Genomic DNA, 24,858 nt, shown 5'->3' with positions numbered 1-24,858 from the left:
ATCGACCAAACTTAAACCCGCTAAATTTTTTCTATGAGCTTGTTTCTATTGAAGATGGCTAAAGGCCGGTCCTTTTTGCTATTCCTGTTCATGAACGTGCTGGCCATTGCTACCTATGCGCAGGTGAAAATTTCAGGCCAGGTAACGGATAACCAGCAATCCCCTATTCCCGGAATCACGGTGGTGGTGAAGAATACAAAACTGGGCGCCCAAACAGATGTTGATGGACGTTATACCATCAGTGGCAATCTGCAGCCGGGTAATTACACGCTGGGGTATTCAGGTATTGGTTTTGCCGCCGGTGAGCGGGTGCTGGTAGTAAGTGCCGGCACCGGCACCTACACGCAAAATATTCAGCTGTCTGCAGAAGTATCCAAACTGGATGAGATCGTGGTAACCGGTACCTCCGAAGGTACCACACGCCGGCAGTTGGGTAACTACATCAGCACCGTAAAAGCGGATGAACTGAGTAAAAGCGGCTCGGGTAACGTGCTGGGAGCCCTGCAAGGCAAAACTGCCGGTGCGCAGATTTCCCAGAACTCCGGGGACCCTGCAGGCGGCATCTCTGTAAAACTCCGTGGTATCAGTACGATATCGGGATCTACAGAACCTCTGTATATCATCGACGGGGTAATCATTGATAACTCCACTACGCGCGTAACCAATGCAGATCCGAGCTACGGCGTTGGCGGAGCTGCCGATGCGGCCGGTGGTGCAGGCAACAAATTTGTAGGTAACGTAGGACAAAGCCGTATCTCTGATATTAACCCGGCAGATATTGAACGCATTGAAGTGCTGAACGGCGCAGCTGCAGCGGCTATCTACGGTTCCCGCGCCAACGCCGGCGTGGTACAGATTTTCACCAAAAGAGGCAGCGCCGGTGCGCCGGTGGTTAATTTCTCCACCACTTTTTCGGTTAACCAGCTACGCAAAAAACTGGATGTGAACCGCGCCCCGATAAAGTTTGGCGGCTCCCCGGACGACTCTACGCAAAATATCCTGTCGCCTGCTATAGTGAGTACTACACCCGTAAACAGGTACGACTACCAGGATTATATTTTCCGTACCGGCGTAGGAACGGATAATAATATATCCGTGGCCGGTGGAAAAGACAAAACAAAATACTACGCATCCGGCAGTTACTTTTATAATCAGGGAATTATCAATAAAACAGATTTCAGCCGCTTCAGTTTCCGCTTGAACCTGGACCAGGAGCTGGCCAGCTGGGTGAGCTTCAGTGCCAGTCTGAACTATGTTTACAGCAAGGCAAATGAAAAGCCCGATGGTAACACGTTCTATTCTCCCATGAATGGCGTAACCATCATCGGTAACTACTACGATATACAAAAACGGAATGCCTTAGGTCAGCTGATGAAAGTGGGAGAACGCGGCCGCGTAAACCCCGTGTCTATCATGGAAGACTTTAAACAGCAGCAACATGTAGGCAGGGTGATTGCCGGCGCTGGCATCAAGCTGCGACCAATCAAAAATCTTACGGTTGATTACCGGCTGGGTATCGACAACTATAACCAGGAAGGTACCACCTTCATGCCTGCATTCGCCTATTTTGTAAGTCCTGGTTTTTTTGGCGGCGGCCCAGACCTGGACCCTGCACAGAATGGTTATGCCAGCGCAGGTAATAACAATTCCTTTTTGATCAACCACGACCTCAATGCTACCTACAACTGGGATATCAGCGATAAACTCAGTTCGGTAACACAGGTAGGTTACTCTGTACAATATCAGAAAATGCACTACACCCTGGAACAGGGAAGAGGGCTGCCTCCTTTTGTACAAACAGCAGACAAAGCCACTACTATTATTCCCGGTGCAGATCAACGCACCGAGCTATCTATTTCCGGGGAATATATCCAACAGAATTTTAAATACCGTAATCAGCTGTTTATTACAGGCGCCCTGCGCGTGGATGGATCCTCCGTATTTGGGGTAGATGAAAGGAACCAGCTGTATGCCAAGCTGAGTGGCAGTTATGTGATATCCGGTACAGATTTCTGGGAAAAATCGTCCGTATCCAAATGGTGGAACCTGCTGAAATTGAGAGCAGCCTATGGTGAATCCGGTAACCTTACCGGTATCCCGGCATACGGCCGTTACAATACCTATGATGCTACCGCTTTCATAGGAGCTGCTGCTTTCCAGTCGCCTTCTACTTATACAAATCCCGATGTGAAACCGGAAAAGCAGAAAGAGCTGGAAGTAGGTACGGACCTGGCATTCTGGGATAATCGTGTAGGCCTCTCCGTTAACTACTACAAAAAGCGCGTGGAAAATCTGTTGATCAGCCGTGCAGTTGCTCCCACCAAAGGCTACTCTTTTTACCAGGATAATATCGGTACCCTGGAGAACACCGGCGTGGAAGTAGTGCTGAATGTAATGCCGGTGAAGACAAAAGATTTCAACTGGAACCTGACTGCCATCTATAACCGTAACCGCAATAAAGCGGTAGATATAGGACAGTCGCTGATCCTCTATAACACCGTGGGCGGCGCTCCTGTGGGTATTGCCAACGGAGAGCCGATCGGCTTTTTCTATGGTACCTTCTTCGCCAGGGATGAAAATGGCAACCAACTAAAAACGCCTGCCGGTATACCGGTTACAGAAGCAGGTAAACAAAATACGCCACTAACGTATACGATTGCACGTGATCCTGCTACCGGTTTACCGCCAGCAGGTACTACGGCATTGAATAAAAAAATAGGTGACCCTAACCCCGATTGGACAGGTACCCTCACCAATGATTTCCAGTATAAAAAACTGGGTCTGCATATACAGATAGATGCTGTGCAGGGCGGAGATGTATTCAACGCCGACTGGCGGACCAGGCAAGGTGTGGATAACGGAAAAGTAGCTGAACAGGAAGATCTCGGATTGCTCCCCCGCGGTTTTATTGCGGGTAATTACAACATACAGGAATGGAGAATTGATGACGGCTCCTTTGTGAAGCTGCGGGAAGTAGCCTTCAGCTATAGCTTTGGTAAGCTGAAAGGACTCAGCGATTTAACGGTAAGCCTGGGTGGCAGGAACCTGATCTCCTGGGACAACTACAAAGGATACGATCCGGAATTAAATGCCGCCGGACAAAGCACCGTATTGCGTGGAATTGATTTTGGCGCCGTGCCGGTGCCCCGGAGTTATAACCTGTCTGTCCGCGCAAAATTTTAATCACACAAAAAGAGCTATCATGAAACGACATATGCAATATAGTATCCTCGCCATCGCTTTGTTCTGCACCTTCGCCTTCACCGCGTGTAAGAAAGATTACCAGGATCCATCGGGGCCTTCATCAGAAGGGGCTTACAGCTCTCCCGCCACATTGGCGAATGTAGCAGTAGGTTTGCAAACCTGGTATACAAAGGATCGTACAGGACTGTTATATACCACGGTAACTTCCGGCAGTTTGCTGGTTGGAGAAACCTTTGTTACTAATCCGGGTAATACAGATGAAGCGCAGCTTGGCGCAGGCGGAAGTAAAGTGCTCACCACCAACGTGGTGGTTACCGGTATGTGGAACGTATCCAATAAGATCCGGTATGAAGCCGATAGTGTTATACGCCGTACCGGCGCCATTGTTACAGATAAAAGCTTTGCCAGCGGCCTCATTGCTTATACTACTATTTTTAAAGCCCTCGCTCTTGGAGTACAGGCTAACTTTTGGGAACAGGTACCGGAAAATACCAGTACGCCTGTTCTCTCATCCGGCGGAGTGAAGTTTGTTCCCGGAAAGCAGGGTTATGTAATGGCCGCCGCCGCACTGGACAATGCCATCAGTACAGTAACGGCCACGCCTATAGGAAATAGCTTTTTAGCCAATATCCCGGATAGCGTGGATATCGTAAATACACTGTATGCGCTGAAAGCCCGGTATGCACTGTATGCCGGCGATTACCCAGGCGCCATCGCCGCCGCCGACAAAGTGAACCTGAATGTACGCTCCACACTTTCCTTTAATCCGCAGATCACCAATCCCATCTTTACATTGGTAACGGCTACCAACAACATCTATAACGTGGTAGATTCCACGATGGGATTACCAGTGCCTATACAACCGGATCTGGCCGATCAGCGGGTACCATTTTATATTGCCCGGCCTGTTAAACCTAAGTTTAATATCAGCGGTTTCTTCAGAAGTACCCAAACCTCAGTGCCTATCTACCTGCCGGGAGAAATGCTGCTGATTAAAGCAGAAGCATATGCCCGTCAGCATGATATCCTGAATGGTCTGATTTTCCTGAACAAGGTGGTTACCAAGAAAGCATCTGAAGATGCATTTGGTATTGGTGCAGCATTGCCACCGGTAGCTGCAGCTACCGAAGCGGAGTTACTGACATTGATCTATAAACATCGCAGAATAGAATTGTTTATGGGTGCCCAGGAACTGGCAGATAGCCGCAGGTTCGGACGCCCCGTATCAGAACGGAAGCGGAGCTATTTCCCATATCCGTTTGTAGAACGGAATGATAACCCGAACACACCGGATGATCCCGCATTTTAATAACGTAATATTCAGGTTGCCGCGACCCCGCGGCAGCCTGAATATCGTTTTGAAATAGTGGGTAAAGTTGCTATCTTGATGTTTAAGTATGGAAATATACACTACCCTCCAGATAGGCGCCTATCATGTTAACCACTGCGAAGATTATCTCTTCTTCGATCATATCGATAGTAATAAAATTATCTGTGCAGTAATGGATGGCTGCACAATGGGAAAGGATAGTTATCTTATTTCTTCGCTGACAGGTAAGCTGTTGAGAAAGATTTGTAAGTCGCTAAGCTACAAATTCTTTTATTCCAAAGAACATCCCGAAATACCACTGGATGATTATCTCAAAATCATCTTACAGGAATTATTCTCAGAATTAAAAATCCTCAAAAATCAACTGCAACTGGAAAGAGAAGAGTTGCTGACTACATTAATTATTTTGCTGGCAGATACCAGCGCAGATAAAGGCGTGGTGCTGGTTGTGGGAGATGGAGTTGTTAACATTAACGGCGCCATGATTACTTTTGACCAGGATAATAAACCAGATTACCTGGGCTATCATCTGTCGGAAGATTTTGATCATTGGTATGACTCTCAACTGCAGAAAATATTTCTTCATGAATTGATTGATGTCAGTATTGCTACTGATGGTATAGAAACATTTACGAGGGTGGCGGCGCCGGAAAACTCCGAGGTGATAAACCCCGTAGATTTCCTGTTAAATGATCAGACAGGGAGGGGGAATGAAGAAATGCTGAATAGAAAATTGAAATTGATAGAGCATAAGTTTGGGTTGAATCATACAGATGATCTGGCGGTGATAAGGATGATAAGGTGAAGTGAAGCAAACACAGGAGCAGCCCCACATCGTTATGGTGTAGTTTTTGATTTGGCCTTTCATTGTTAGCGAACTGCATTCATCCTAAAAACTACTATCATGAACAAGAACAGGCTTTCAGCCAGCTTACAGGCCGGACTCAACAATCAAATGACACAGGAAGCACTGGCAGCGCAGATCTATTTATCTTATGGCGCCTGGGCTGCAAGTGAAGGATATAGTGGAATTGCCAATTTCCTCTTCCGTCACGCCAATGAAGAGCGTAACCATATGATGAAATTCCTGGAATATATCCTGGAAAGAGGAGGAAAAGTGGAGATAGCTGCTATTCCGCAGCCACCGGCAAATCCTGTTAGTGTGCAAAACTGTTTCGAACAGGTATTTCAGCAGGAAATTAATAATACAGCAGGAATTTATAAGCTGGTGAAGATGAGCTTTGATGAAGGCGATTGGGCATCGTGGAATTTCCTGCAATGGTTTGTGAAGGAACAAACAGAAGAGGAAACGCTGGCATTGAATCTGTTGGATAAGATCAAAGTGGCGGGTGGTGAAAAGGCTACCGGGGAAGCATTATATGCCCTGGATCGTGACCTGGAAAAAGAACCCGATGAGGCGGAGCTGGCAGAAACAAAAACGGTAGAGAATCCGTAGTGCGCTTCCAGGAGGTGTTACAGGTGTGGTGTAGGCGGACCTATAGTTAGTTTGTTAATTCAATCAGAGCAACCCCTGGTGGCTTGCGGAGCTGATAAGCCCTGCAACGTTTTTTACCTGGAATTTCTGAAGCAGATTTTTACGATGATTTTCAACGGTGAACTTGCTTAAAAAAAGCATTTCGGCAATGCGCCTGGTGGTGATACCGGAAGCAATAAGCTTCAGGATTTCCAGTTCCCTGGCGGTCAGTACCGGGGTGTCTTTTATATCTTTTAATCCCGGCCGGGCGATAATTTCTTTTATGGCATGGCTAAATACGATCTGGTGTTGAAGGGCGTCGTGGATGCAGCGCACCAGTTCTTCCACAGAGGCGTTTTTTAGCAGGTAACCACTTGCGCCGTTTTCAAGCATTTTCATAATGGCGCTGCGTTGATCATGGTTGCTCAACGCCAGCACAATGGTATCGGGCGCTGTTGTTTTGATTTCCTTACACAGGTCCATCCCGTTTCCGTCCGGAAGGATAATGTCAAGCAGCACCACATGAACCGGGTTGGCATTGAAAAATTGGAGGAAGTCCCCGGTGTTGGTAAACGTACCTGCAATTTCAAATGCCTCTTCCCTGGAAAGAACATTGACCAGCCCCTGAAGCACCACCGGGTGATCATCAAGAATGGCCAGCTTATATTTCTGTTGTAACATACACTTCAATATTTATGGAAGTACCAGGTTGGTTCCCCCTGGAAAGGATCTCTATTTTACCATTCAGATAGGCCACCCGGGTTTTAATATTGATAAAGCCCATGCCCTGATTTTCATGCAGGACATCTTTATTGAAACCGGTACCATCATCTTCAACAGTAATAAAAAATCTGTTATCCCGCTGGTTGCACTGTAGCAGGATATTTTTTGCTCCGGCATGTTTTACTGCATTGGTCAGTAACTCCTGTGCAATGCGATAAATGATCACCTGTTCTCCCTGCGGGATGTTTGGTTGAATCCCGAAGCACAGGAAACGAACGGTTGTTTTTTCGGATTCAAATGTATCGCAAAGATCTTTCAGCGCAGCTTCAAGCCCGAGTCGTAACAACATTTCGGGCATCATATTATGCGCAATCCGCCTTAGCTCTGTTACGGAGGTATCCATCTGGCCGATTATCCCTTCCATTTCCGGGCGGTTGCCGGTACTTCCACTGCCGGCAATTTTGGAAAGATTGATTTTGGTGGAAGCCAGTAAGCCTCCCAGGCTGTCGTGAAGATCCCGCGCTACCCGTTTGCGTTCTTCTTCCTGGCCTTGCAGCATGGCGTGCGAAACCTTGATCTGTTCCTGCTGGAGGGCCGTTCTCTTTTTATTTTTATAAAAGAAGTAACCCAGCAGTAAGATTATAAATAGAAGCACACTTACCAATCCCAGCAACCAGCTTAACAAGATGGTTCGTTTTAATGCGAAGTTCGCCTTGTCGTTGGATGCATTCAGTTCCGTAATTTTCCGCTGATGTTCCGCATTCCTGAATTTTATTTCCAGCGCATTGATTTTTGTTTCCAGGTTACTTTGTGCAACGCTGTCGCTCAGGTAACTATAACGTTTCAGCCACTGGTAGGCTTCCGGAATATTCTTCATGTCTTCATTGGTTGCTACCAGTCCATAATACAGTAAAAGCCTGTTAGCTGAGGTATTCATAAATGGCAGTTTACTGTACAGGTCGAGGGCTACACGACGGGCTTCCGGCAGATCCTTCTTATTGTATAACGCATAAAATTTTTGCAGCAGCAAACGTTGTTCGGGATATGGTTGATGCAGTTTCCGGGCTAAGGCAATACCTTTCTCTGAAACCGCAAGGGACTGGTCAAATTTTTCCGCGATGGTAAGCCGCATACTTTCGCCTGCATAGTAATTCAGCCACTCGTCTGCTTCGGGGTAAGGAGTCAGTAACACCCGCATACTATCAAGGTACAAGGCGGCTTTTGCGGAGTCGCCCGACAGTGAATAGTTCTCTGACAAGGTATGATAAGCGGTAGCCAGGTACCGGGTATTTCCTTTTTCGTTTCTTAATGTTTCAATTGCCAGCTGCAGGTATATTTTTGCTTTGGCATATTCTTTCAGGTTTTTAAATCCGTAGGCAAGATCCAGGTAGTTCTTTCCCAGGTAGCGTTGATCGCCTGACTTTTGTGCCAATGGTATTGCCTGGGTTACAAGGAGGTTCACATAGGTTTCCGGATCATCTTTTTCAAAGTGGAATACCCGTGCGTAATCATGCCAGCACATGGAACGGAAAAGCAATGCTTCTTTGCCCGGGAATTTCTTCAGGATATTTTCTGCCTGCATGAAAACCTTAGCGGCTGAATCGGGTGCTGTTGGAGCCAGTTTCCGGGCTTCGTAGAAAAGGGATACGCCCTGCAGAAATGGATGACCTTTGCTGAATCCTTTACCCAGCTGCACATATTTTTTAGACAGCAGCGTGTCTTTATCTTCCCATTCGTCGGCCAGGAGAAAGCTCACACGCGCTTTGACACTATCATTTGTTGCTTGTTCAAGAACACGGGCGAGACTGTCCTTATCATATCTCCCGGGAGCCTGCTGCGCATAGCTCCGGGTTGCCGACAGTATAAGAATAAGTACGAGTGTAAGTAGCTTCATAACAATTTGCAAGTTGTTACATATAATCGTAATAATAAAGATACATCAAGAGAATGACTGAAAACAGCTATATGCAAAATGACCATTTTACGGCATTGGCTGCCCTTGTTTTCATAAGTAATTTTGTTCCACGTACTGGCATAAAAGCCGGGTTAATTCAGCGTAGACCATTTTCAAACTATAGCATATGTACAGAAAATTATCCATTGCGAGTATCCTGTTTGCAGCAATGCTTACTGCATCCTGTTCCAAAGATAAGGATGATAACAACACTCCCGCTACGCACAAAGTAGTGTTTAAAGCAGAAGCTTCCGGAGGTGGAACTATCGACAGAGCCTCTTACGGGGTAGATGGCGACGCCCATAGCGCTATCAATCTTAGCGGTACCTCCTGGACCAGCCCTGAGCTAACGGCTCCTGCAGGCGCATACAACGCCAATATCGTTGTAAATGGAGTGGGTACTGGTAGCACTTCCAGACTGAAAGTAGGCATTTATGTAGATGGCGAACTAAAAAAAGAAGAATCAGCCAATCCAGGTGTGGCATTAAGCGTTATCCTCACCTACAAATTTTAATGCGGCAAAAACGGTTTTATTCAAACCAGACTATTGCGGAAAAGATACCCTGAAAAAGGGCCGGCCAAAAAGTAAACAGTGCTTTTTGGCCGGCCCTTTTTTATTACCCGGCAACATTCACATGGCCGGAACTGTATAATTTATGGCATTTGTGCCATCGTTAATACCCCTTACCTTTATGGCGTTTAAACATCCTTTATGCCAGGGAAGCAAAGAAGACTCATTGTTATAGTGCCTTCACCAGGTATTTTCCTGCTGGATATTGCGGGGCCTGTGGATGTATTCACGGTAGTAAACAAGATACTCAAAGAAGAGATTGCCAACGGTAAAGAAGAATATGAAATCATGATGGCATCTCCTACCAACAACCGGAAGATTAAAACAAAGAGTGAGATTGAACTTGATTGTGCGGTAACGGTTGCAGAGATCAACAGACCGGTGGATACATTGATTGTGGCCGGGTTTTCCATGCAGCAATTCCAGCCAGGTCACCCTTTCTTTCAATTGCTGAAAGATATTTATCCGAAAGTACGGCGCATTGCCTCCGTCTGTGTAGGGACTTATGCCTTGGCAGAAGCGGGTATCCTGAATGGGAAAAAAGCGACTACGCACTGGGAGTTCAGCCGGCAGTTACAGGAAAGATATCCCACCATAAAGGTGGATAGTAATCCTTTTTATATCCGTGATGGCAATGTATATACTTCCGGTGGAGTAAGCTCTGGTATAGACCTGGCGCTGGCATTGGTAGAAGAAGATGTAGGAAGGGATCTTGCATTGAAAGCGGCGCGTAAACTGGTACTTCATCTGAAACGCATCGGGTATCAGTCGCAATTCAGTTCCCTGTTGCAGGTATATAGCCTGGAGAATTCCATTGCAGGTAAACTTCATCCCTGGATGCTCCGTCATCTGCAGGACGATTTACAGGTAGAACATCTGGCTGCCCGCAGCAATATGAGTATACGCAATTTCAACCGTGTTTTTGTGAAAGAAACAGGCGTCACCCCTGCGAGATTCGTGGAGAAATTGCGCATAGAAGTGGCGAGGAAATACCTGGAAGATAGTGACCTGAGTATGGAACAGATTGCAGAGAAGTGCGGGCTGGGTGGATTGGTATCCATGCGGCGGACTTTCCTGCGGCATATGATGATATCTCCGAGTGAGTATCGCAGATCTTTCAGAACATCCTTACAAACAATTGAATAATTACTTAAAAATATATCACGATGAAAGTAGCTATTAATGGATTCGGGCGTATCGGCAGAATGACACTCAGGGCGCTTCAGCACAAAGCAGGCGTGGAGGTAGTTGCCATCAATGATCTGACAGACATCCAACTGTTGGCACACCTGTTTAAATATGATACTTCGCATGGGAAGTTTCCAGGCACCGTCACACAAAAAGATCAGCATATCATCGTAAATGGGCATCCTATACAACTGTTGACGGAAAAATCGCCTGAAAAGCTTCCGTGGAAAGAGTTGGGCATTGATGTAGTGATTGAATCCACCGGGCGCTTTACGCAACGGGAACTGGCACAGCAGCATATCACGGCCGGTGCAAAGAAAGTGCTGATTACTGCTCCCGCAACCGGTAACGTGAAAACAATTGTGGCTGGCGTGAATGATGACCAGATTACAGAGGACGATGAAATTCTTTCCACTGCATCCTGTACAACGAATTGTATTGCGCCGTTGTTATTTTTACTGGAAAAGGAATATGGTATTACATCCGGTTTTATGACGACCATACACGCGTTTACAATGGACCAGATGCTGCAGGATGGACCGCATAAGGATTTCAGGAGAGCACGTGCGGCTACGCAATCTATCATTCCAACTACAACCGGTGCAGCTAAAGCGATCGGCGATGTGTTGCCCGGAATGAAAGGAAAGTTGGATGGTTTCTCTTACCGGGTACCGGTGATAGATGGTTCTATTGCGGAGTTGTCGCTGAACCTGGAGCAAACTGCTTCGGCAGAAGAGATCAATCAATTATTTAAACACCACGCGGATAACAGTCTTAAAGGAGTGCTGGAGTATACAGAGGAACCATTGGTATCTGCAGATATATTGGGAAACACGCACTCATCTGTTATTGATGGTACCTTGACCCGTACCATCGGAAACCTGGTGAAGGTAGTGGCCTGGTATGATAATGAAGTAGGTATCTCAAACCGGTTGGCGGAGCTGACGGTAGCATTGGCGACCACCAAATCTGTTGTTGTTTAAATTGTACTTTACAATAAAGGGTTGATCAAAAAGTAAAGTTTGGTCAACCTTATTTTTTAGACTTATAATTTCTCGGCTACATACTTTACTAATTGCAGTGCAGCATCCCAACCTTCGTTTGCTTCTTTAAACAGGTAATCCGTTATTTCATAATTGATTTCTTCTGTAGCGGAAAGAATGGTGCTGTCTCCATTTTTTATAAACTCATACGTTATTACAGAAAGTAACCTGTCCTTATCTTTGAGATCCAATAAACTATGCTTCAATAATTTTCCCGGCTCTAATTCGATAATTTTCCCGTTCGTATAAACACTGCTGTCCTTTCCTTTCCAGCCAAATGAGCTGCCAACTTTCCAGTCGGAAACATATTCACCACCCATTTGTTTTGTTATTGTAGGATCTGTAAAAACGCTCCATACTTTTTTTGTGGAGGCGTTTATGTCAATCGTTTTTTTAATAACTGGTTTGTCCATATGTGGTAACTGTTTTTTAGTAGCAATTAGCTTATTTTAGCGGTTTGGCGTTAACGGGTGATATCGTTTTACTGCGCTAAAATAATCTTATATCACAGATATATCATTGGCCTATATGGAAAAATCACGTAATCATCCTGCAGCACTGCCTTTCCTGTTTCTCTCCGAAATGTGGGAACGATTTGGTTTCTATCTGATTCTTGGTATTTTCCAGTTGTACCTGACAGACACCTCAAAAGGCGGCTGGGGAATGGACCGTGCCACCGCAGCAGATATCTTCGGCACCTTCATCGCTTTCGTGTACCTGACACCATTCCTGGGCGGACTGATAGCCGACCGCAAACTTGGTTACAGTAAGTCGATTATTATCGGCGGCATCCTGATGGGGATAGGATATATCGGTTTGTCGGTGCATAACCTGACCGTTTTCTACCTGTCGCTTGCACTGATTTGTGTTGGCAATGGATTCTTTAAACCCAATATCTCCACGTTACTGGGGAATGTATATAACGATGAGAAGTACCGCAGCCGTAAAGATACCGGGTATAATATTTTTTACATGGGTATTAACATCGGTGCTTTTATCTGTAACTTTTTTGCTGCCTTCCTGCGAAATACAGTAGGCTGGGGCGCGGCATTCATCGCGGCCGGCGTAGGCATGTTCCTGGGCGTACTGATTTTCGTTATTGGGATGAAACATTACCGGCATGCGGATGTACGCAAACCCGAACAGGAAGGGGATATGCCGTTGAGCAGGATTTTCTCCGTAGTATTCCTGCCGGCAATTGTAGTAGGACTGGGCGCCTGGTTTATTCCCGGCAACGTCTTCGGATCTGATTCCACTGACGCGTTCATCTTTGCCTGTATCCCGATATTGTTCTTTTTTGTATCGCTGCTGATGAAAGCCGACGCAAAGGATCGTAAGCCCATATCCGCACTGTTGGCTATTTTTGCCGTATCCATTGTGTTTTGGGCTGTGTTTAAACAGAATGGTACTGCACTGACTACCTGGGCGCAATATTATACCGACCGGGAAATTCCTGCCGCCATCGAGCAACCTGCCCAGCGTCTTTACCTGGTGGAAACGGTGCAGAACAAACCGGATTCAGTAACCGCCTATGATGATGAATTCAGGGTAGTACGGGATGCGGCAGGCAAGCCGGCGAAAGTATGGGATAAAGTAGCCTACTTCAAGAATGTGGCGCCGGGGAAAATGCCGGCGGAAGGGAAAAGTATCAGCTTGTATAATACGGAGCTGTTTCAATCCGTCAATCCCTTTTTTGTGATTACGCTAACGCCTTTGATTGTAGTATTCTTTGCATTGCTGCGGAAGCGGAGCAGGGAGCCTTCCACACCATCGAAAATTGCATGGGGATTGCTGATATCGGCGGCGTCCACACTGATGATGGTGGGCGCGGTATATGTGTGCAGCAATGGCGCTGTAAAGGCATCGCCGTGGTGGCTGATAGGAAGTTACGGTATCATAACGGTAGGGGAATTATTCCTGAGCCCGATGGGGTTATCGCTGGTGTCCAAACTGAGCCCGGCGCGTATTACTTCGCTGATGATGGGGGGCTGGTTCCTAGCTACGTCGATTGGTAATAAACTCTCAGGTATCCTGGCCACTTTATGGGACACGTATGATAATAAGGCGAACTATTTCCTGGTGAATTTTCTGCTGCTGGGAGGAGCGGCCGCCGTGATATTTATGATGTTACGCTGGCTGAACAGGATTTTCAAAGAGTATGTGAAGTAGATAATATGTAAAAGTCCCAACCATGTTTATTGTCTGTTTAACAATAATTATCGTGGTTTTTTTAGTATCTTCTGTCAGAATTTATTTCACATCTTTTGGCGGGTAAATATTTGGTTTTTTCTATATGAAAAGAACTATTAAAAATGAGTCAGGGCTTCATGCTCCGACAAAGACAATACTTGAACAGGAAAGAAAAGTATTGCTGGATCTCGGCAACGATATTACCAAAGTGAGAGAGAAGAATGATCTTATCACACTCTTTAAAAACAGGATTAAAGGATTATTCTACTTCACTCATACTATTATTACTTTAATAGATCATAAAGACGAAACCTACTATGCGTTCCTGCTGGATAATGAAGGATCTCCTATCAGAACTCATCCACGGTACCGGGAAATGGTAGCAGCCCGGTTTTCATTGAACGCTCCCTTTATACAGGCTGTATTGACATCAGACGAACCGGTTTCTTATATCCTGGAAGATATCATGGACAAGCCCCAAAGTCCACCTTTCCTTCGCGTGAATTATGAAGGAGGCGTGCGGGAAATCCTGATGACAAAGCTGATGAAAGAAGGGAAGCCAATGGGCTTTATTCACATGTACTCCGACCGGACAGACAGCTTTAATCCTGAATTCAGGGGCGTAATGAAAGGTATTGCACCACAGCTGTCGGGCGCCGTTTCCAATATCATTAAAAACGAAGAATTACTGAATAAAGAGAAAGAGAAATCTTTTCTCCTCGATTTTAGCAGTAACATAGCGGCCGTAAGAACAAAGGAAGATCTCATGAGTGCTGTTCGCACTGCACTGCATAAACTGGATCAGAAAAGTGGCTTCGTGATCAGATGTATCAATGAAGATAAAACTACAATGAGTGCATATGTATATGATCTTGGATCTGCTGCTGATGAGAAATCGCTCTCCGTTCTCGTGAAAGCAAAATACCCTATTAATGATGGTTTGCAAAACCGGGTGCTCAACAGTTCCATTCCTTTGTTATTCAATGTGGAAAGAGAAATACAAAGAGGGATCACATCAGCCTATTTGCAATACTGGAAGAAAATGGGCTTCGAAAATTTTGTAGGTATACGATTGCGCAACGGGGAAACCAATCTGGGAATTTTACTGCTCGACATTGAAGAAATCAAGATAGAACTACTACAGGGAATTTGTGCACAGATCTCTATCGCCCTGGCTAATATTATGGCTAATGAGCAGATTAGCAAAAAACAGGAAGAACAGGCATTTCTGTTGGACTTCAGTAGCGCGCTCACTAAAATGCGTACGAAAGATGAGTTGCAGGCGGCCATCTTCGAGGTGTTGGATAAAATCATGAATACACAGCTTGCCATGATACGCGTATTGGAAGATGATGGCGTGCATTTGAGCGTATTTATGTTTGATCGCCGGCTATTTGGAAAGGCCCATGCCGATTTTGATAAATTAGCCGCCAATAAAATTAAAATAGATGAAACCTATACCGCGCAGGTACTGGCAAGCAAAGAAGGAGTAGTATTTAATGTAGATGAAGAATTAAGAAGCGGCAATGACTATGCGAAACTCTGGAAAACCACCGGGCTGAGAAACATGTATGGTTTGCCATTGCGTATGGGCGATAAGATTATCGGCACCATTTGGCTGCTGGCAGATTTCCTGGGTCCCTTATTACTGAAAGGTATTTGTTCGCAGATTACTGTTGCAGTAGCAAATATATTAGCCAATGAAAAATTACTGGCTTATAAAAAGCAACTGGAAATAGAAAATGATTATTTGAAAGAACAGATCAAAACGATTTACAACTTCTCTGAAATCATTGGTAGCGGCGAATCTATGCAGGAAGTATACCGCCTGATGGGACTTGTGGCTGAATCCAGCACCACGGTGCTGATATTGGGAGAAACAGGTACCGGTAAAGAACTGATAGCAAGGGCTATTCACAATGCATCGCCACGAAAAGAAAACCTGATGGTGAAAGTGAATTGTGCGGCGCTGCCTGCCAACCTTATCGAAAGTGAACTATTTGGTCATGAACGGGGTGCATTTACCGGTGCAACAGATCGCCGTATCGGTAAATTTGAAATGGCCGATAACAGCACTTTATTCCTTGATGAAATAGGAGAGCTTCCACTGGAAGCACAGGCTAAGCTGCTGCGTGTAATTCAGGAACGTGAATTGGAGCGCGTGGGGGGCAAACAGGTAATTAAAATCAATGTACGCCTTGTTGCGGCTACCAACCGTAACCTGGAAGAAGAGGTGAAAGCTGGCCGTTTCCGCGCCGATCTGTATTTCAGGTTAAATGTATTTCCTATTATTCTCCCGCCTCTGCGGGACAGGTTGGAAGATATAGAAGCGCTCACTCATTTCTTTGTAAAGAAATATAGCAGGAGCACCGGACGCACTATCAGGAAGATAGCACCCAGGGTTATACAGCAATTACGTAGCTATACCTGGCCCGGTAATGTGAGGGAATTGGAACATCTTATTGAAAGAAGCATACTATTGGCTACAGACAGTACGTTGAGTGATGTTTTTATACCACGTAATGCTGACGCAGATAAACAGGAGCAGGCTTTCCTGCTGAACCGTTCCCTGGAAGAAGTGGAGCGCGGTTATATTATTGAAACCCTGAAACGCTGCGGAGGCAAGATTTCCGGCACCGGCAGCGCTGCCGAAGTATTACAAATTCCCGGGAACACATTACATTCTAAAATGAAAAAACTGGGAATTACAAAGAGCGACTATTTCTCATGATGAAAATCCCTTAATAAAGTGAGAAGCTTGATGGTTTCATTAAATACAGTGAAAAATCGATAACCCTGTTTTTATTATTTGGTTGATTTTTAATGATTTGCGAAAGATGGCATTTGGTTGGCCTAATGGATAGCATCACTAAAAACAAAAATCAAATTTATGAAAATCGTAGTAATCGGAGGCACCGGTCTCATTGGAACCAAAGTAGTAAATCAACTTCGCCAGGCGGGTCACCAGGTTATCGCCGCATCTCCTGCAACCGGTATCAACACGCTCACCGGCGAAGGATTGGCGGAAGCCATGAAGGAAACGGATATTGTTATTGACCTTGCCAACTCTCCTTCATTTGAAGATAAAGCAGTAATGGAATTTTTCCAGACAGCGGGTCATAACCTGTTAGCCGCAGAAATCAATGCAGGCGTAAAACATCATGTGGCGTTATCTATTGTAGGCGTCGATATTATGCAAAACATTGGTTACATGCGTGCGAAAAAAGTTCAGGAAGAACTGATTGAGCAGTCAGGCGTACCTTATACTATTGTTCGCAGTACGCAATTCCTTGAATTTATTGCCGGTATCGCCAACCAGGCTACTGATGGCAATGAAGTGCATCTTTCAGATGTATTGTTCCAACCTATCGCTTCTGATGATGTGGCAAAATTTGTAGCTAAATATGCACTGGCTGCTCCGTTGAATGGCAGGGTAGAAATTGCCGGACCTGAACGGTTTGAAATGTACAAAATTGTTGAGCGTTATCTGCAGCTGGCCAACGACCCACGCACGGTAGTACCAAATGGTAAACCCGCATACTTCGGCGGTGAAGTTACGCACAGCGCCCTGGTACCTGCGGGAGAAGCGGAGCAGGGTGCTATTAACTTCGAAAGCTGGTGGGCAACCCAGGCTGTAAAGGCTTAACTGCTCCCCGGGACCCGCCTGGAATCTATTGTCTGAAAAAATTAAATCTATCGTCATGAACCTTTTCTTTTCACATCCGTCTACAAAAGATCCTAAAAACGGATATCCTGAAGATATGCAGGTAGTCATCAATGAAACACCGCATAATACCAGTGAGGGCGGTGAGTTCCTCGATGACGCAATCCGTATGGAAGAAGATCCTTTGAGCAGCCAGGATGAAAACGCAGGACTTGAAGAATAGTAGTACCGTGCCTGCGGCTTGAGGATGGATTATTGAGGGATGTTTTCGGCCATAGGCTATTTGTTCATCCCAAAATAAAAAGCTGCCTGAATCACAAGATTCAGGCAGCTTTTTATTTTTCCGTGTGGCCCTTGGTACAAATGTCGAATCAAGCGCAATCTGCTATCCTGCGCATATCTGTAAACCAGGATATCTTTTTGTTAAAGTATTATACATTCCCAATAATCTTCTTCCAGTGTGCTAACTGTGCCGGCGCTTTGGCAGTTACTTCTTTCAAAAACTGTTCGGCAACTTTCTGATAACCTTTTTTCAGATCAGACAGGGGAAAGGTTTTGTTGTGCCATTTTTTGATGCCGCCACCATCTGAGATAGCCGAATCAACAATGGAAAAGGCTATCTCGTTCGGTTTGATCAATACAAATTGAAAGGCCGGTTGCCCCTGCTCTCCCTCATCATAGGTGTATTCAGTATCTTTTCCTGATTCGAAGTTGCGGACTATCGTGCCCAACACGTTGAACCACGCATTCAGGCACACATCTTCCTCTCCAAAATAGCCCATAGCAGGTACCACTTTCTCGTCGATTACGATCTGTAAGTGGCCGTGTACATGCGAGAAATGATCGGTGTTTGAAACGGGCTTACAGATGCCCAATCCCATTCTTAATTGTCCCATAGCGGTAAAAATAAATATTTATCCCGATCCTCAAAACAGAAAGTGATCCCGGCGAGGATCCCAAAAACTTAGGAGCTCCCACCCAACGCACAGGCGCGCATACCAATTTTTAGTTTTGACGGCGGATTTTTCACATACTATTGTACCGTACGAGGGCAACCTGGTCTTTTAAACAAAGCATATTGCGCCTTTTAAACAAAACAGGCTGTCCTTTATTAACCGAATTTTGTTTCATCAAAATAAAAGATGATGAACATGAATTCAAATAATGAAAAATTAGTGTTGGTTACCGGAGGCTCGGGTTTTATTGCAGTGCACTGCATCCTTCAACTATTAAATGCGGGCTTCATGGTGAGGGCGACTTTGCGCTCCCTGAGCCGTGAATCCGACGTACGGTTGATGCTAAAAAATGGCGGTGTAGAAGCCGGTGACCGTCTTACCTTTATCGAGGCCGATCTGTCTTCCGATGCGCATTGGCCAGAAGCCATGAACGGTTGCACCTACGTATTGCATGTAGCATCGCCTACCCCAAAACTTGATTACAAACATGAGGATGAAATGATCATCCCGGCACGGGAAGGCGTGCTGCAGGTACTGCGTACCGCAAGAGATGCCGGTGTTAAACGCGTAGTATTAACCTCAGCCATAGGTGCGGTTGTTTATGGACATCCCAACCAAACAGCACCCTTTGATGAGGCGACCTGGACAGATACGGCCAATGCACCGGCTTATCAGAAATCCAAAACCCTGGCGGAAAAAGCGGCATGGGAGTTTATCGAAAAGGAAGGGAATGGGCTGGAACTTGCCGCCATTAACCCTGTAACAGTTATGGGGCCGGTACTGGGGCCGGATTATTCTCATTCCATACACCTGATCAAAAATCTTCTGACTGGTAAGATGCCTGGCTGTCCGAAGATCAATTCCGGTTTTGTGGATGTACGTGATGTAGCCGATCTGCATCTGCGTGCGATGGAACATCCTGCTGCAAACGGCCAGCGTTTTATTGCCACTGCCGGAGAAAGTATCTGGTTGGTGGCTGTAGCGAGAATACTCAAGGAGCACTTAGGCACTGCTGCCGGCAAGGTAAAGGTTAAAGAGCTGCCTAATTTCTTACTTCGTATTGCAGCACTAAAGGACCCGATGGTCAGATCAATGATCCCGCTGCTGGGCAGGGTGATGAATGTCACCAGCGCCAAGGCGGTGCGCCTGTTAGGCTGGTCGCCCCGTTCTACCGAGGAGGCCGTGCTGGCTTCGGCGCAAAGCCTGATCCGATTACAACTGCTTAACCAATAATGTTAACTTTGCAGAGATGGAAGTAGCCGAAGTATTTATCGCCTGCAAGAAGGAAGCCCACTACAGCCGTGAACTCGTCCTGGCGCAACCAGCGTTGGTACATGTCGTTTCCGGTGAAATGCGTGTCGTGACCGCGGAACGCAGCTATCATTTCTTTGCAGGTGATACCGTACTATTGCCCCGTAACCAGCTTGGCAGGATGAGTAAACTTCCATTGGACGGGGAGCCCTGCATCGCTATATCAGTGCTGTTTCGCAAGGAAAGGCTCCAACATTACTATGCAACTAATGAACATAAGTCAAAAGCGCCGCATAGTAATGAACTTAAAAAATTCGGAGCGCACCCCTTATTAAAAAGCCTCTTCAATTCGCTGCAGCCTTATTTTGAAATGGCGGATGCTTTACCTGAAGACATCGCCGCTTTTAAGATCGAAGAAGCGGTTCGTATCCTTCGTGCCATTGATCCGGATGTAGACGAATTGCTCGGCCAGTTTGAAGAACCAGGTAAACTGGACCTGACCGAATTCATGGAGCAGAATTATATGTTCAACCTACCGCTGGAAAAATTCGGTTACCTGACCGGCAGAAGCCTGACCACTTTTAAAAAAGATTTTAAGCGCATTTTTAAAAATACCCCGGGCAGGTGGCTAACGCAGAAAAGATTGGAGCTGGCCCATTACCAGATTTTCGAGCAGAAACGAAAGCCATCAGAGGTTTACATAGAAAGCGGTTTTGAAGACCTTTCACATTTTTCCTTTGCCTTTAAAAAGCATTTTGGTTACAACCCAACCCATTCAGGGATCGGTTTACGAAATAAATCATTTACTCGTGAAGACAAAGGGCGCACATAACTAATCAGGAACAACACCATGACTGATAATTTCCTGTATTTACTTAAAACCCATCACAATGTGGTCAAGTATAACATTAGATGGACTGTCAGACATGATTTTACAGTTTGAAACATCGGCTCCAATGTAATCTGGTATAATGATATTGAGGATGGATTCAATATTTCTAAATATGATCAGATAGGATTAATTAAAGAATAGGTATGCAACCAGGATGATTTGAAGCATCCGCTTAATAATCTTCTGAATTTTATAAAATCCGGAGGACAGAAATAAATATAAAACACGCCAATTTTTCAATTGATATCGTGCAAAAATGAAAGGCGGGTACAAAAAATATTAATCAAATTTTTCGAAAGCCCATTAATATTTTAATACAGTCTCGAGAAAGAACAAATTGTAGCATTCTTCAGAGGATTTTAATCAGCCGCAGGAGATGATTTTGATTTAACCAATCAAATATCTACCAAACTTAGCACAGAATTCCAAATCGCCAAAAGTAACCCTGGATGGCCTGGTCAGGTTCAAGAATATGCTGATATAAAAGGCGTCGATTTCTTTAATGCAATAGTGGCCATATGTTTAGTTGCCATTTCATATCTACCACCGTGCTATTTGATGGAAAACCCAAAAATAGTATTTTGAATTATAGCAAATGCACCTAATGCGGCAGAGGATTATCCGTTGAATCCTCTGCCGCCGGGTTTAACATGCCTTTCATATAAAACAGACGAGCCAGCCTTAGCATAAAAATATTTCATGAGAGAAATCCGCGAACTGACAGTGGCAGATTTCATTGGCTCATAGATGAAGATCTCTTTCCGGCCTTCATGGATTATTATCCTGAAGGGCTGTTTCAGCCTTTTGGTAAAATGGGTAACGGTAAGGTATTCTGCAAGGTCTTCGTGCCAACTGGAGGTAGCGTACAGCGAGACGAAAGGCCCTTTTGCGGCCGATTGATAGATCTGTCGTGCAAGTTCCATTGGCAGTAACCTGCCCCCGCCACGGAAGCGGCTCTGCGACGTGAGGGAATCGGTATAGCTGGGACATATACTGGTCCTGTCCACCCAGATGTTCCGGGTAAAGCTTTTTAGGTTTACCGCCATTCCAGAAGTTCCCTTGTTTTGATCCATGGCCAATATACCAAGGGAGCCATCTACCACATGCGTCGCTTCGTGCAATAGTACATAGAGTATTGCATCAAGCTTGCCTGCTTCAATGGCTATCCGAAACCCTGGAAAGTCTTTTGTAAAATAGCTCATTTCCTTTTCGGTAAGCCACTGGGATACATCCTGTTTTAGAATCTCTGCCCTGAAAGTGATGGTGAAAACAGGGAACTGGTCCTCGGGGTTTACCGTTGCAGTCAGCGCTGTATTGGGCATATTGTCCAGAAAACTGATACCCAATAGGTGTTCTTTTAGAATATGTTGGTGAAGAGGTGGAAGCATCTGAAAGGCCCTCACCACTTTAAGGCTGTCGGTTTTGCTGAGTCTGTGGAGGGTCGGGGACATGCCTGCATCGCGAAATTTTTGGATTATTTCAGGAGGGGTGTTACCGATCCGTTTGGCCAATGGTTTGGATGGATCAAGCCCGTATTTCTTTTGGACAACTGTTTCCGGCTGACTTGAATCAAGGCTTGTCGATTGTCCCTTGGTGATCAAGGGAGAAATGAAAGCTGCGCTGGATAGCATCAGTATTGTGATGTAGGTATTTATTTTAATTGACATCTGGGCAGTGGTTAAAAACAAAAATAGTAATGCTGCTGGATATGGACAATTCATATTGCAGCATTACTATGGACTGATCAGTTCGTGATTTTTGTTTTGGCAGGTTATTGACCTGAGTTAGTGTCTATCCGGTAATCTTCAGCGATCCGACCAGGCCGTGCTGAAACGTGAAATTAAAGCGCAGGACTATCGGGCTACCGGGAAATGTTCCTGAAACCTCGGCTTCAAGTACCGAGCTATTGTCGCTGTTTTTATAGCTGATCGGTTTTAGCACGCTCTGATATTCCTCATTTGATTTTTCGATCCAGTTTTGGATTGCCTCTTTTCCCGTGTGCGTCTTTCCCTCGTCGAATACTACGGCATTTTCTGAAAAGAGGGAAGCATAGGCTGCGCCATCGCGGCTGTTCTGTGCTTCAACCAGGTCGGTTATTAATTTTGGTAAGTTCATGATATTTATTTTTAGATTAGCTTATTGATGTACAAATTTCGGTCGTACCTGCATAACCTGCAATAAGGGTATTACGATTCGGATAGGGAATAATTTATCCGTATTGATTGTTAGGGTGCCTACGCGTATCTTTGATACATGTACGAGAAAAAAACTTTTCCCAACCTCAACTGCGGACTGGACCTGGTTGGAGAGGTGCTTTACGGCAAGTGGAAGATCAGGCTATTGTGGTTCATCAACGAAGGCTACCTGCGTCCGAGCGAACTGCAAAGGAAGATACCAGATGCAAGCCGCCGGGTCATCAACATCCAGTTAAAGGAACTAGAGGAGCATGAGCTTGTGACCAGGATGATCTACCCGGTAATGCCTCCAAAAGTCGAGTATACACTCACCGATTTCGGCAAAACTCTGATACCCGTGCTTACCTCCATCGGACTGTGGGGAGATGAGCATCAGGACAGGTTAAAGCAGGTAATATTAAAGGGATATCCAGACCATGTTCAATCAAATGCGGTTCAATTGAAAGACCATGTGATTTAGGTTATTTCAGCGCGTATTTCATCCCCGGCAGCAGTCTGGGGTGGAAAATCAATATTTATATGGTAGGTATGGTGCCTCCGTCGGTCACAAATTCTGTTCCGCTCAGATAACCGGCCCTTGGGGATACCAGGAAGCCCACCAGTTCGGCAACTCCTTCCGGCATAGCTGCATGTCCATAGGGAATGCCCCCAAGTGAGTCCATCACGCTTTTGGTAGCTTGTTCGATAGTAATGTCCCGGTTCTCAGAAATTCGCTCCATCATTCTCTTGGAACTATCGGTCATGATCCAGCCCGGAGAAACCGTCAGCACCCTGACCCCTTTCGGGGCAACTTCGTTAGACAGACTTTTACTGTAGTTGATCAGTTCCGCCTTAGCCGCTGCATAGGGAAGCGTGCTGTCGTATAATGGCAGTTTGCCCTGGATGGAATACAAATTCAGCGATGCGACAACAACGCACAAGTACGGCATTACGATTCGGATAGGGGCTGATTTATCCCTATGCAATTCGTATTTCCAATATTGCGAAAATTGAATTGGCGCCACATATTTGCCCAAACATTTGGACAAAGGTGGACAGATGGAGTATTGCCGATCTGCTATAAATACAAGGGTTGGTCGATTGAGGACTGCGGAAATGGAATGTAAATCTTAATTATGGGAAAAATGTACAAGACAGTTATTCGTATGTCCATTCTTTAGGCCCAGCATTCTCCCCACCTTTGTATTGTCAACAACAACAAATATTTAAAACCATTTAAAAAAAATAAAAAAAATGAAAACTCTTATTCTAATAACCAGCCTGATCATGACATTAATAACCAGCCAATCGGTATTTTCACAAACCAAAAGGGTTCCAGCTTCTGCCGGAAGAGCAGAATATGTTGAGGTTGAGCCTGGGGTAAAACTTCACGTAACAGACCTTGGAGATGGACAGCCGATTGTGTTGATCCACGGATGGCCACTGAGCGATGAAATGTACCAGTACCAATACCAGTACCTGGTGAGGAAGGGCTTCAGGGTGATCGGGATTTCCCTACGTGGTTTCGGTAAATCTGACAAACCCTATGGAAAGTACAACTTTGACGTTTTTTCTGATGATATCTATGCCGTCCTTCATACGCTAAAGATTGAGAATGCCGTACTGGGTGGATTTTCAATGGGCGGAGCTGCAAGCATCCATTATGTAAACAAATATAAATCGGCTCATATTAGCAAACTGGCCCTTTTTGGAGCGGCGGCGCCATCCTGGAAACAGCGCCCCGGCTACAGCTACGGAATATCTGAGGAGAATGCTGCCGGACTGATCAAACAGACCATAACCAGCCGGGAAGATCTGATCGCAGGTCTGGGAGCAGCATTCGCGGCCGAGGGTACCACACTTCCTCCAAATACCGAAAAATGGCTGGAGAGCATCAACCTGTCGGCAAGTCCATATGCGGTTACCGAATCCATCACCTCCCTGGGAGAACTTGATCTTCGTCCGGTGCTCAAGGATATCACAATTCCCGTTGCCATATTCCAGGGTGTGAAGGATAAATTGATCGAGTATGCCCAGGCAGAACAGTTGCACAAGGGCCTGAAAAACTCCTACATCGTGAGGTTCGAGAAAAGCGGACATGCACTATTTGTGGAGGAGATGGACAAGTTCAACTCAGAACTTGAAAAATTTGCAAGGAAATAAAAGCAGGAGCTACCTGCATGTTCTCAAACTAGGGCTGCAGGTAATTTTTGTTTTAACCACAAATTGAATTTATCAACAAGA

At 45.5% G+C, this 24,858-nt stretch carries 22 protein-coding genes; 15 read left to right on the top strand and 7 right to left on the bottom strand.

Going from position 1 to position 24,858, the window contains the following annotated elements:
- The first annotated feature begins 33 nt into the window (after window positions 1-33).
- The 4 genes from B5Z18_RS11730 to B5Z18_RS11715 all read left to right on the top strand — a co-directional run bounded on the left by B5Z18_RS11730 (window position 34) and on the right by B5Z18_RS11715 (window position 5,990).
- Window positions 34-3,183, top strand: a complete 3,150-nt coding sequence (locus B5Z18_RS11730) for a SusC/RagA family TonB-linked outer membrane protein (protein WP_143313555.1) — start codon at window positions 34-36, stop codon at window positions 3,181-3,183.
- A 19-nt stretch (window positions 3,184-3,202) separates the two neighbouring features.
- On the top strand, window positions 3,203-4,513 hold the full coding sequence (locus tag B5Z18_RS11725; protein ID WP_079469525.1) for a RagB/SusD family nutrient uptake outer membrane protein: 1,311 nt from the start codon (window positions 3,203-3,205) through the stop codon (window positions 4,511-4,513).
- Window positions 4,514-4,601: 88 nt separating this feature from the next.
- A complete protein-coding gene (locus B5Z18_RS11720; RefSeq protein ID WP_079469524.1) occupies window positions 4,602-5,339 on the top strand; it encodes a protein phosphatase 2C domain-containing protein in 738 nt (245 codons plus the stop codon).
- Window positions 5,340-5,438: 99 nt separating this feature from the next.
- Window positions 5,439-5,990 carry a ferritin gene (locus B5Z18_RS11715; protein WP_079469523.1) on the top strand — a complete coding sequence of 184 codons (552 nt, stop codon included), beginning with the start codon at window positions 5,439-5,441 and terminating at the stop codon, window positions 5,988-5,990.
- 63 nt (window positions 5,991-6,053) lie between these two features.
- Here the strand turns inward: B5Z18_RS11715 and B5Z18_RS11710 are convergent, their stop codons facing one another.
- Both B5Z18_RS11710 and B5Z18_RS11705 read right to left on the bottom strand, forming a co-directional pair.
- Window positions 6,054-6,689, bottom strand: coding sequence for a response regulator (locus tag B5Z18_RS11710; RefSeq protein WP_079469522.1), 636 nt, complete (start codon window positions 6,687-6,689; stop codon window positions 6,054-6,056).
- Window positions 6,670-8,625: a sensor histidine kinase gene (locus B5Z18_RS11705; protein WP_079469521.1), complete on the bottom strand. Its 1,956-nt coding sequence runs from the start codon at window positions 8,623-8,625 to the stop codon at window positions 6,670-6,672. Before B5Z18_RS11705 ends, B5Z18_RS11710 begins: the two co-directional genes overlap by 20 nt.
- A gap of 187 nt (window positions 8,626-8,812) precedes the next feature.
- Here B5Z18_RS11705 and B5Z18_RS11700 point away from each other — a divergent pair, with 187 nt between their 5' ends.
- From B5Z18_RS11700 to gap, 3 genes are all read left to right on the top strand, one after another.
- Window positions 8,813-9,199 (top strand): hypothetical protein, encoded by a 387-nt coding sequence (locus B5Z18_RS11700; RefSeq protein ID WP_079469520.1) that lies wholly within the window; start codon window positions 8,813-8,815, stop codon window positions 9,197-9,199.
- 198 nt (window positions 9,200-9,397) lie between these two features.
- Window positions 9,398-10,402 (top strand): GlxA family transcriptional regulator, encoded by a 1,005-nt coding sequence (locus B5Z18_RS11695; RefSeq protein ID WP_079469519.1) that lies wholly within the window; start codon window positions 9,398-9,400, stop codon window positions 10,400-10,402.
- Between the two features lie 20 nt (window positions 10,403-10,422).
- Entirely contained in the window at window positions 10,423-11,427 is a 1,005-nt protein-coding gene (gap, locus tag B5Z18_RS11690) for a type I glyceraldehyde-3-phosphate dehydrogenase (RefSeq protein WP_079469518.1), read from the top strand.
- Between the two features lie 62 nt (window positions 11,428-11,489).
- On the opposite strand, the gene B5Z18_RS11685 is transcribed toward gap, so the two are convergent.
- Window positions 11,490-11,900 (bottom strand): SRPBCC family protein, encoded by a 411-nt coding sequence (locus tag B5Z18_RS11685; protein ID WP_079469517.1) that lies wholly within the window; start codon window positions 11,898-11,900, stop codon window positions 11,490-11,492.
- A 115-nt stretch (window positions 11,901-12,015) separates the two neighbouring features.
- Between B5Z18_RS11685 and B5Z18_RS11680 the strand changes: the two genes are divergently transcribed.
- The 4 genes from B5Z18_RS11680 (at window position 12,016) to B5Z18_RS11665 (ending at window position 17,564) form a co-directional block, all read left to right on the top strand.
- Window positions 12,016-13,656: a peptide MFS transporter gene (locus tag B5Z18_RS11680; RefSeq protein ID WP_079469516.1), complete on the top strand. Its 1,641-nt coding sequence runs from the start codon at window positions 12,016-12,018 to the stop codon at window positions 13,654-13,656.
- A 124-nt stretch (window positions 13,657-13,780) separates the two neighbouring features.
- Window positions 13,781-16,408, top strand: a complete 2,628-nt coding sequence (locus tag B5Z18_RS11675; RefSeq protein WP_079469515.1) for a sigma-54-dependent Fis family transcriptional regulator — start codon at window positions 13,781-13,783, stop codon at window positions 16,406-16,408.
- Between the two features lie 159 nt (window positions 16,409-16,567).
- Window positions 16,568-17,323: an SDR family oxidoreductase gene (locus tag B5Z18_RS11670; protein WP_079469514.1), complete on the top strand. Its 756-nt coding sequence runs from the start codon at window positions 16,568-16,570 to the stop codon at window positions 17,321-17,323.
- Between the two features lie 55 nt (window positions 17,324-17,378).
- Window positions 17,379-17,564, top strand: a complete 186-nt coding sequence (locus B5Z18_RS11665) for a hypothetical protein (RefSeq protein WP_079469513.1) — start codon at window positions 17,379-17,381, stop codon at window positions 17,562-17,564.
- Between the two features lie 208 nt (window positions 17,565-17,772).
- Here the strand turns inward: B5Z18_RS11665 and B5Z18_RS11660 are convergent, their stop codons facing one another.
- Window positions 17,773-18,237: a hypothetical protein gene (locus tag B5Z18_RS11660; RefSeq protein ID WP_133256106.1), complete on the bottom strand. Its 465-nt coding sequence runs from the start codon at window positions 18,235-18,237 to the stop codon at window positions 17,773-17,775.
- 246 nt (window positions 18,238-18,483) lie between these two features.
- On the opposite strand from B5Z18_RS11660, the gene B5Z18_RS11655 reads away from it, so the two are divergent.
- Together B5Z18_RS11655 and B5Z18_RS11650 are read left to right on the top strand one after the other, a co-directional pair.
- On the top strand, window positions 18,484-19,530 hold the full coding sequence (locus B5Z18_RS11655) for an SDR family oxidoreductase (RefSeq protein WP_079469511.1): 1,047 nt from the start codon (window positions 18,484-18,486) through the stop codon (window positions 19,528-19,530).
- A gap of 16 nt (window positions 19,531-19,546) precedes the next feature.
- Window positions 19,547-20,380 (top strand): helix-turn-helix domain-containing protein, encoded by an 834-nt coding sequence (locus B5Z18_RS11650; protein WP_079469510.1) that lies wholly within the window; start codon window positions 19,547-19,549, stop codon window positions 20,378-20,380.
- Window positions 20,381-21,057: 677 nt separating this feature from the next.
- On the opposite strand, the gene B5Z18_RS11645 is transcribed toward B5Z18_RS11650, so the two are convergent.
- A complete protein-coding gene (locus B5Z18_RS11645; protein WP_143313554.1) occupies window positions 21,058-22,107 on the bottom strand; it encodes a hypothetical protein in 1,050 nt (349 codons plus the stop codon).
- 124 nt (window positions 22,108-22,231) lie between these two features.
- Window positions 22,232-22,555, bottom strand: coding sequence for a nuclear transport factor 2 family protein (locus B5Z18_RS11635; RefSeq protein ID WP_079469507.1), 324 nt, complete (start codon window positions 22,553-22,555; stop codon window positions 22,232-22,234).
- Between the two features lie 138 nt (window positions 22,556-22,693).
- Here B5Z18_RS11635 and B5Z18_RS11630 point away from each other — a divergent pair, with 138 nt between their 5' ends.
- Window positions 22,694-23,095, top strand: coding sequence for a winged helix-turn-helix transcriptional regulator (locus B5Z18_RS11630; protein ID WP_079469506.1), 402 nt, complete (start codon window positions 22,694-22,696; stop codon window positions 23,093-23,095).
- Between the two features lie 55 nt (window positions 23,096-23,150).
- Here B5Z18_RS11630 and B5Z18_RS11625 read toward each other — a convergent pair whose 3' ends face one another.
- Window positions 23,151-23,564 (bottom strand): SDR family oxidoreductase, encoded by a 414-nt coding sequence (locus B5Z18_RS11625; protein ID WP_079469505.1) that lies wholly within the window; start codon window positions 23,562-23,564, stop codon window positions 23,151-23,153.
- A 304-nt stretch (window positions 23,565-23,868) separates the two neighbouring features.
- Here B5Z18_RS11625 and B5Z18_RS11620 point away from each other — a divergent pair, with 304 nt between their 5' ends.
- Complete coding sequence (locus B5Z18_RS11620) at window positions 23,869-24,777, top strand: alpha/beta fold hydrolase (RefSeq protein WP_079469504.1); 909 nt, start codon at window positions 23,869-23,871, stop codon at window positions 24,775-24,777.
- Window positions 24,778-24,858 lie beyond the last annotated feature (81 nt).

This window comes from Chitinophaga ginsengisegetis (assembly GCF_900168065.1).
Taxonomy (GTDB): domain Bacteria; phylum Bacteroidota; class Bacteroidia; order Chitinophagales; family Chitinophagaceae; genus Chitinophaga; species Chitinophaga ginsengisegetis.
Note: the sequence above shows the minus strand (reverse complement) of the source record. Positions and strands in the feature narration are given on the sequence as shown.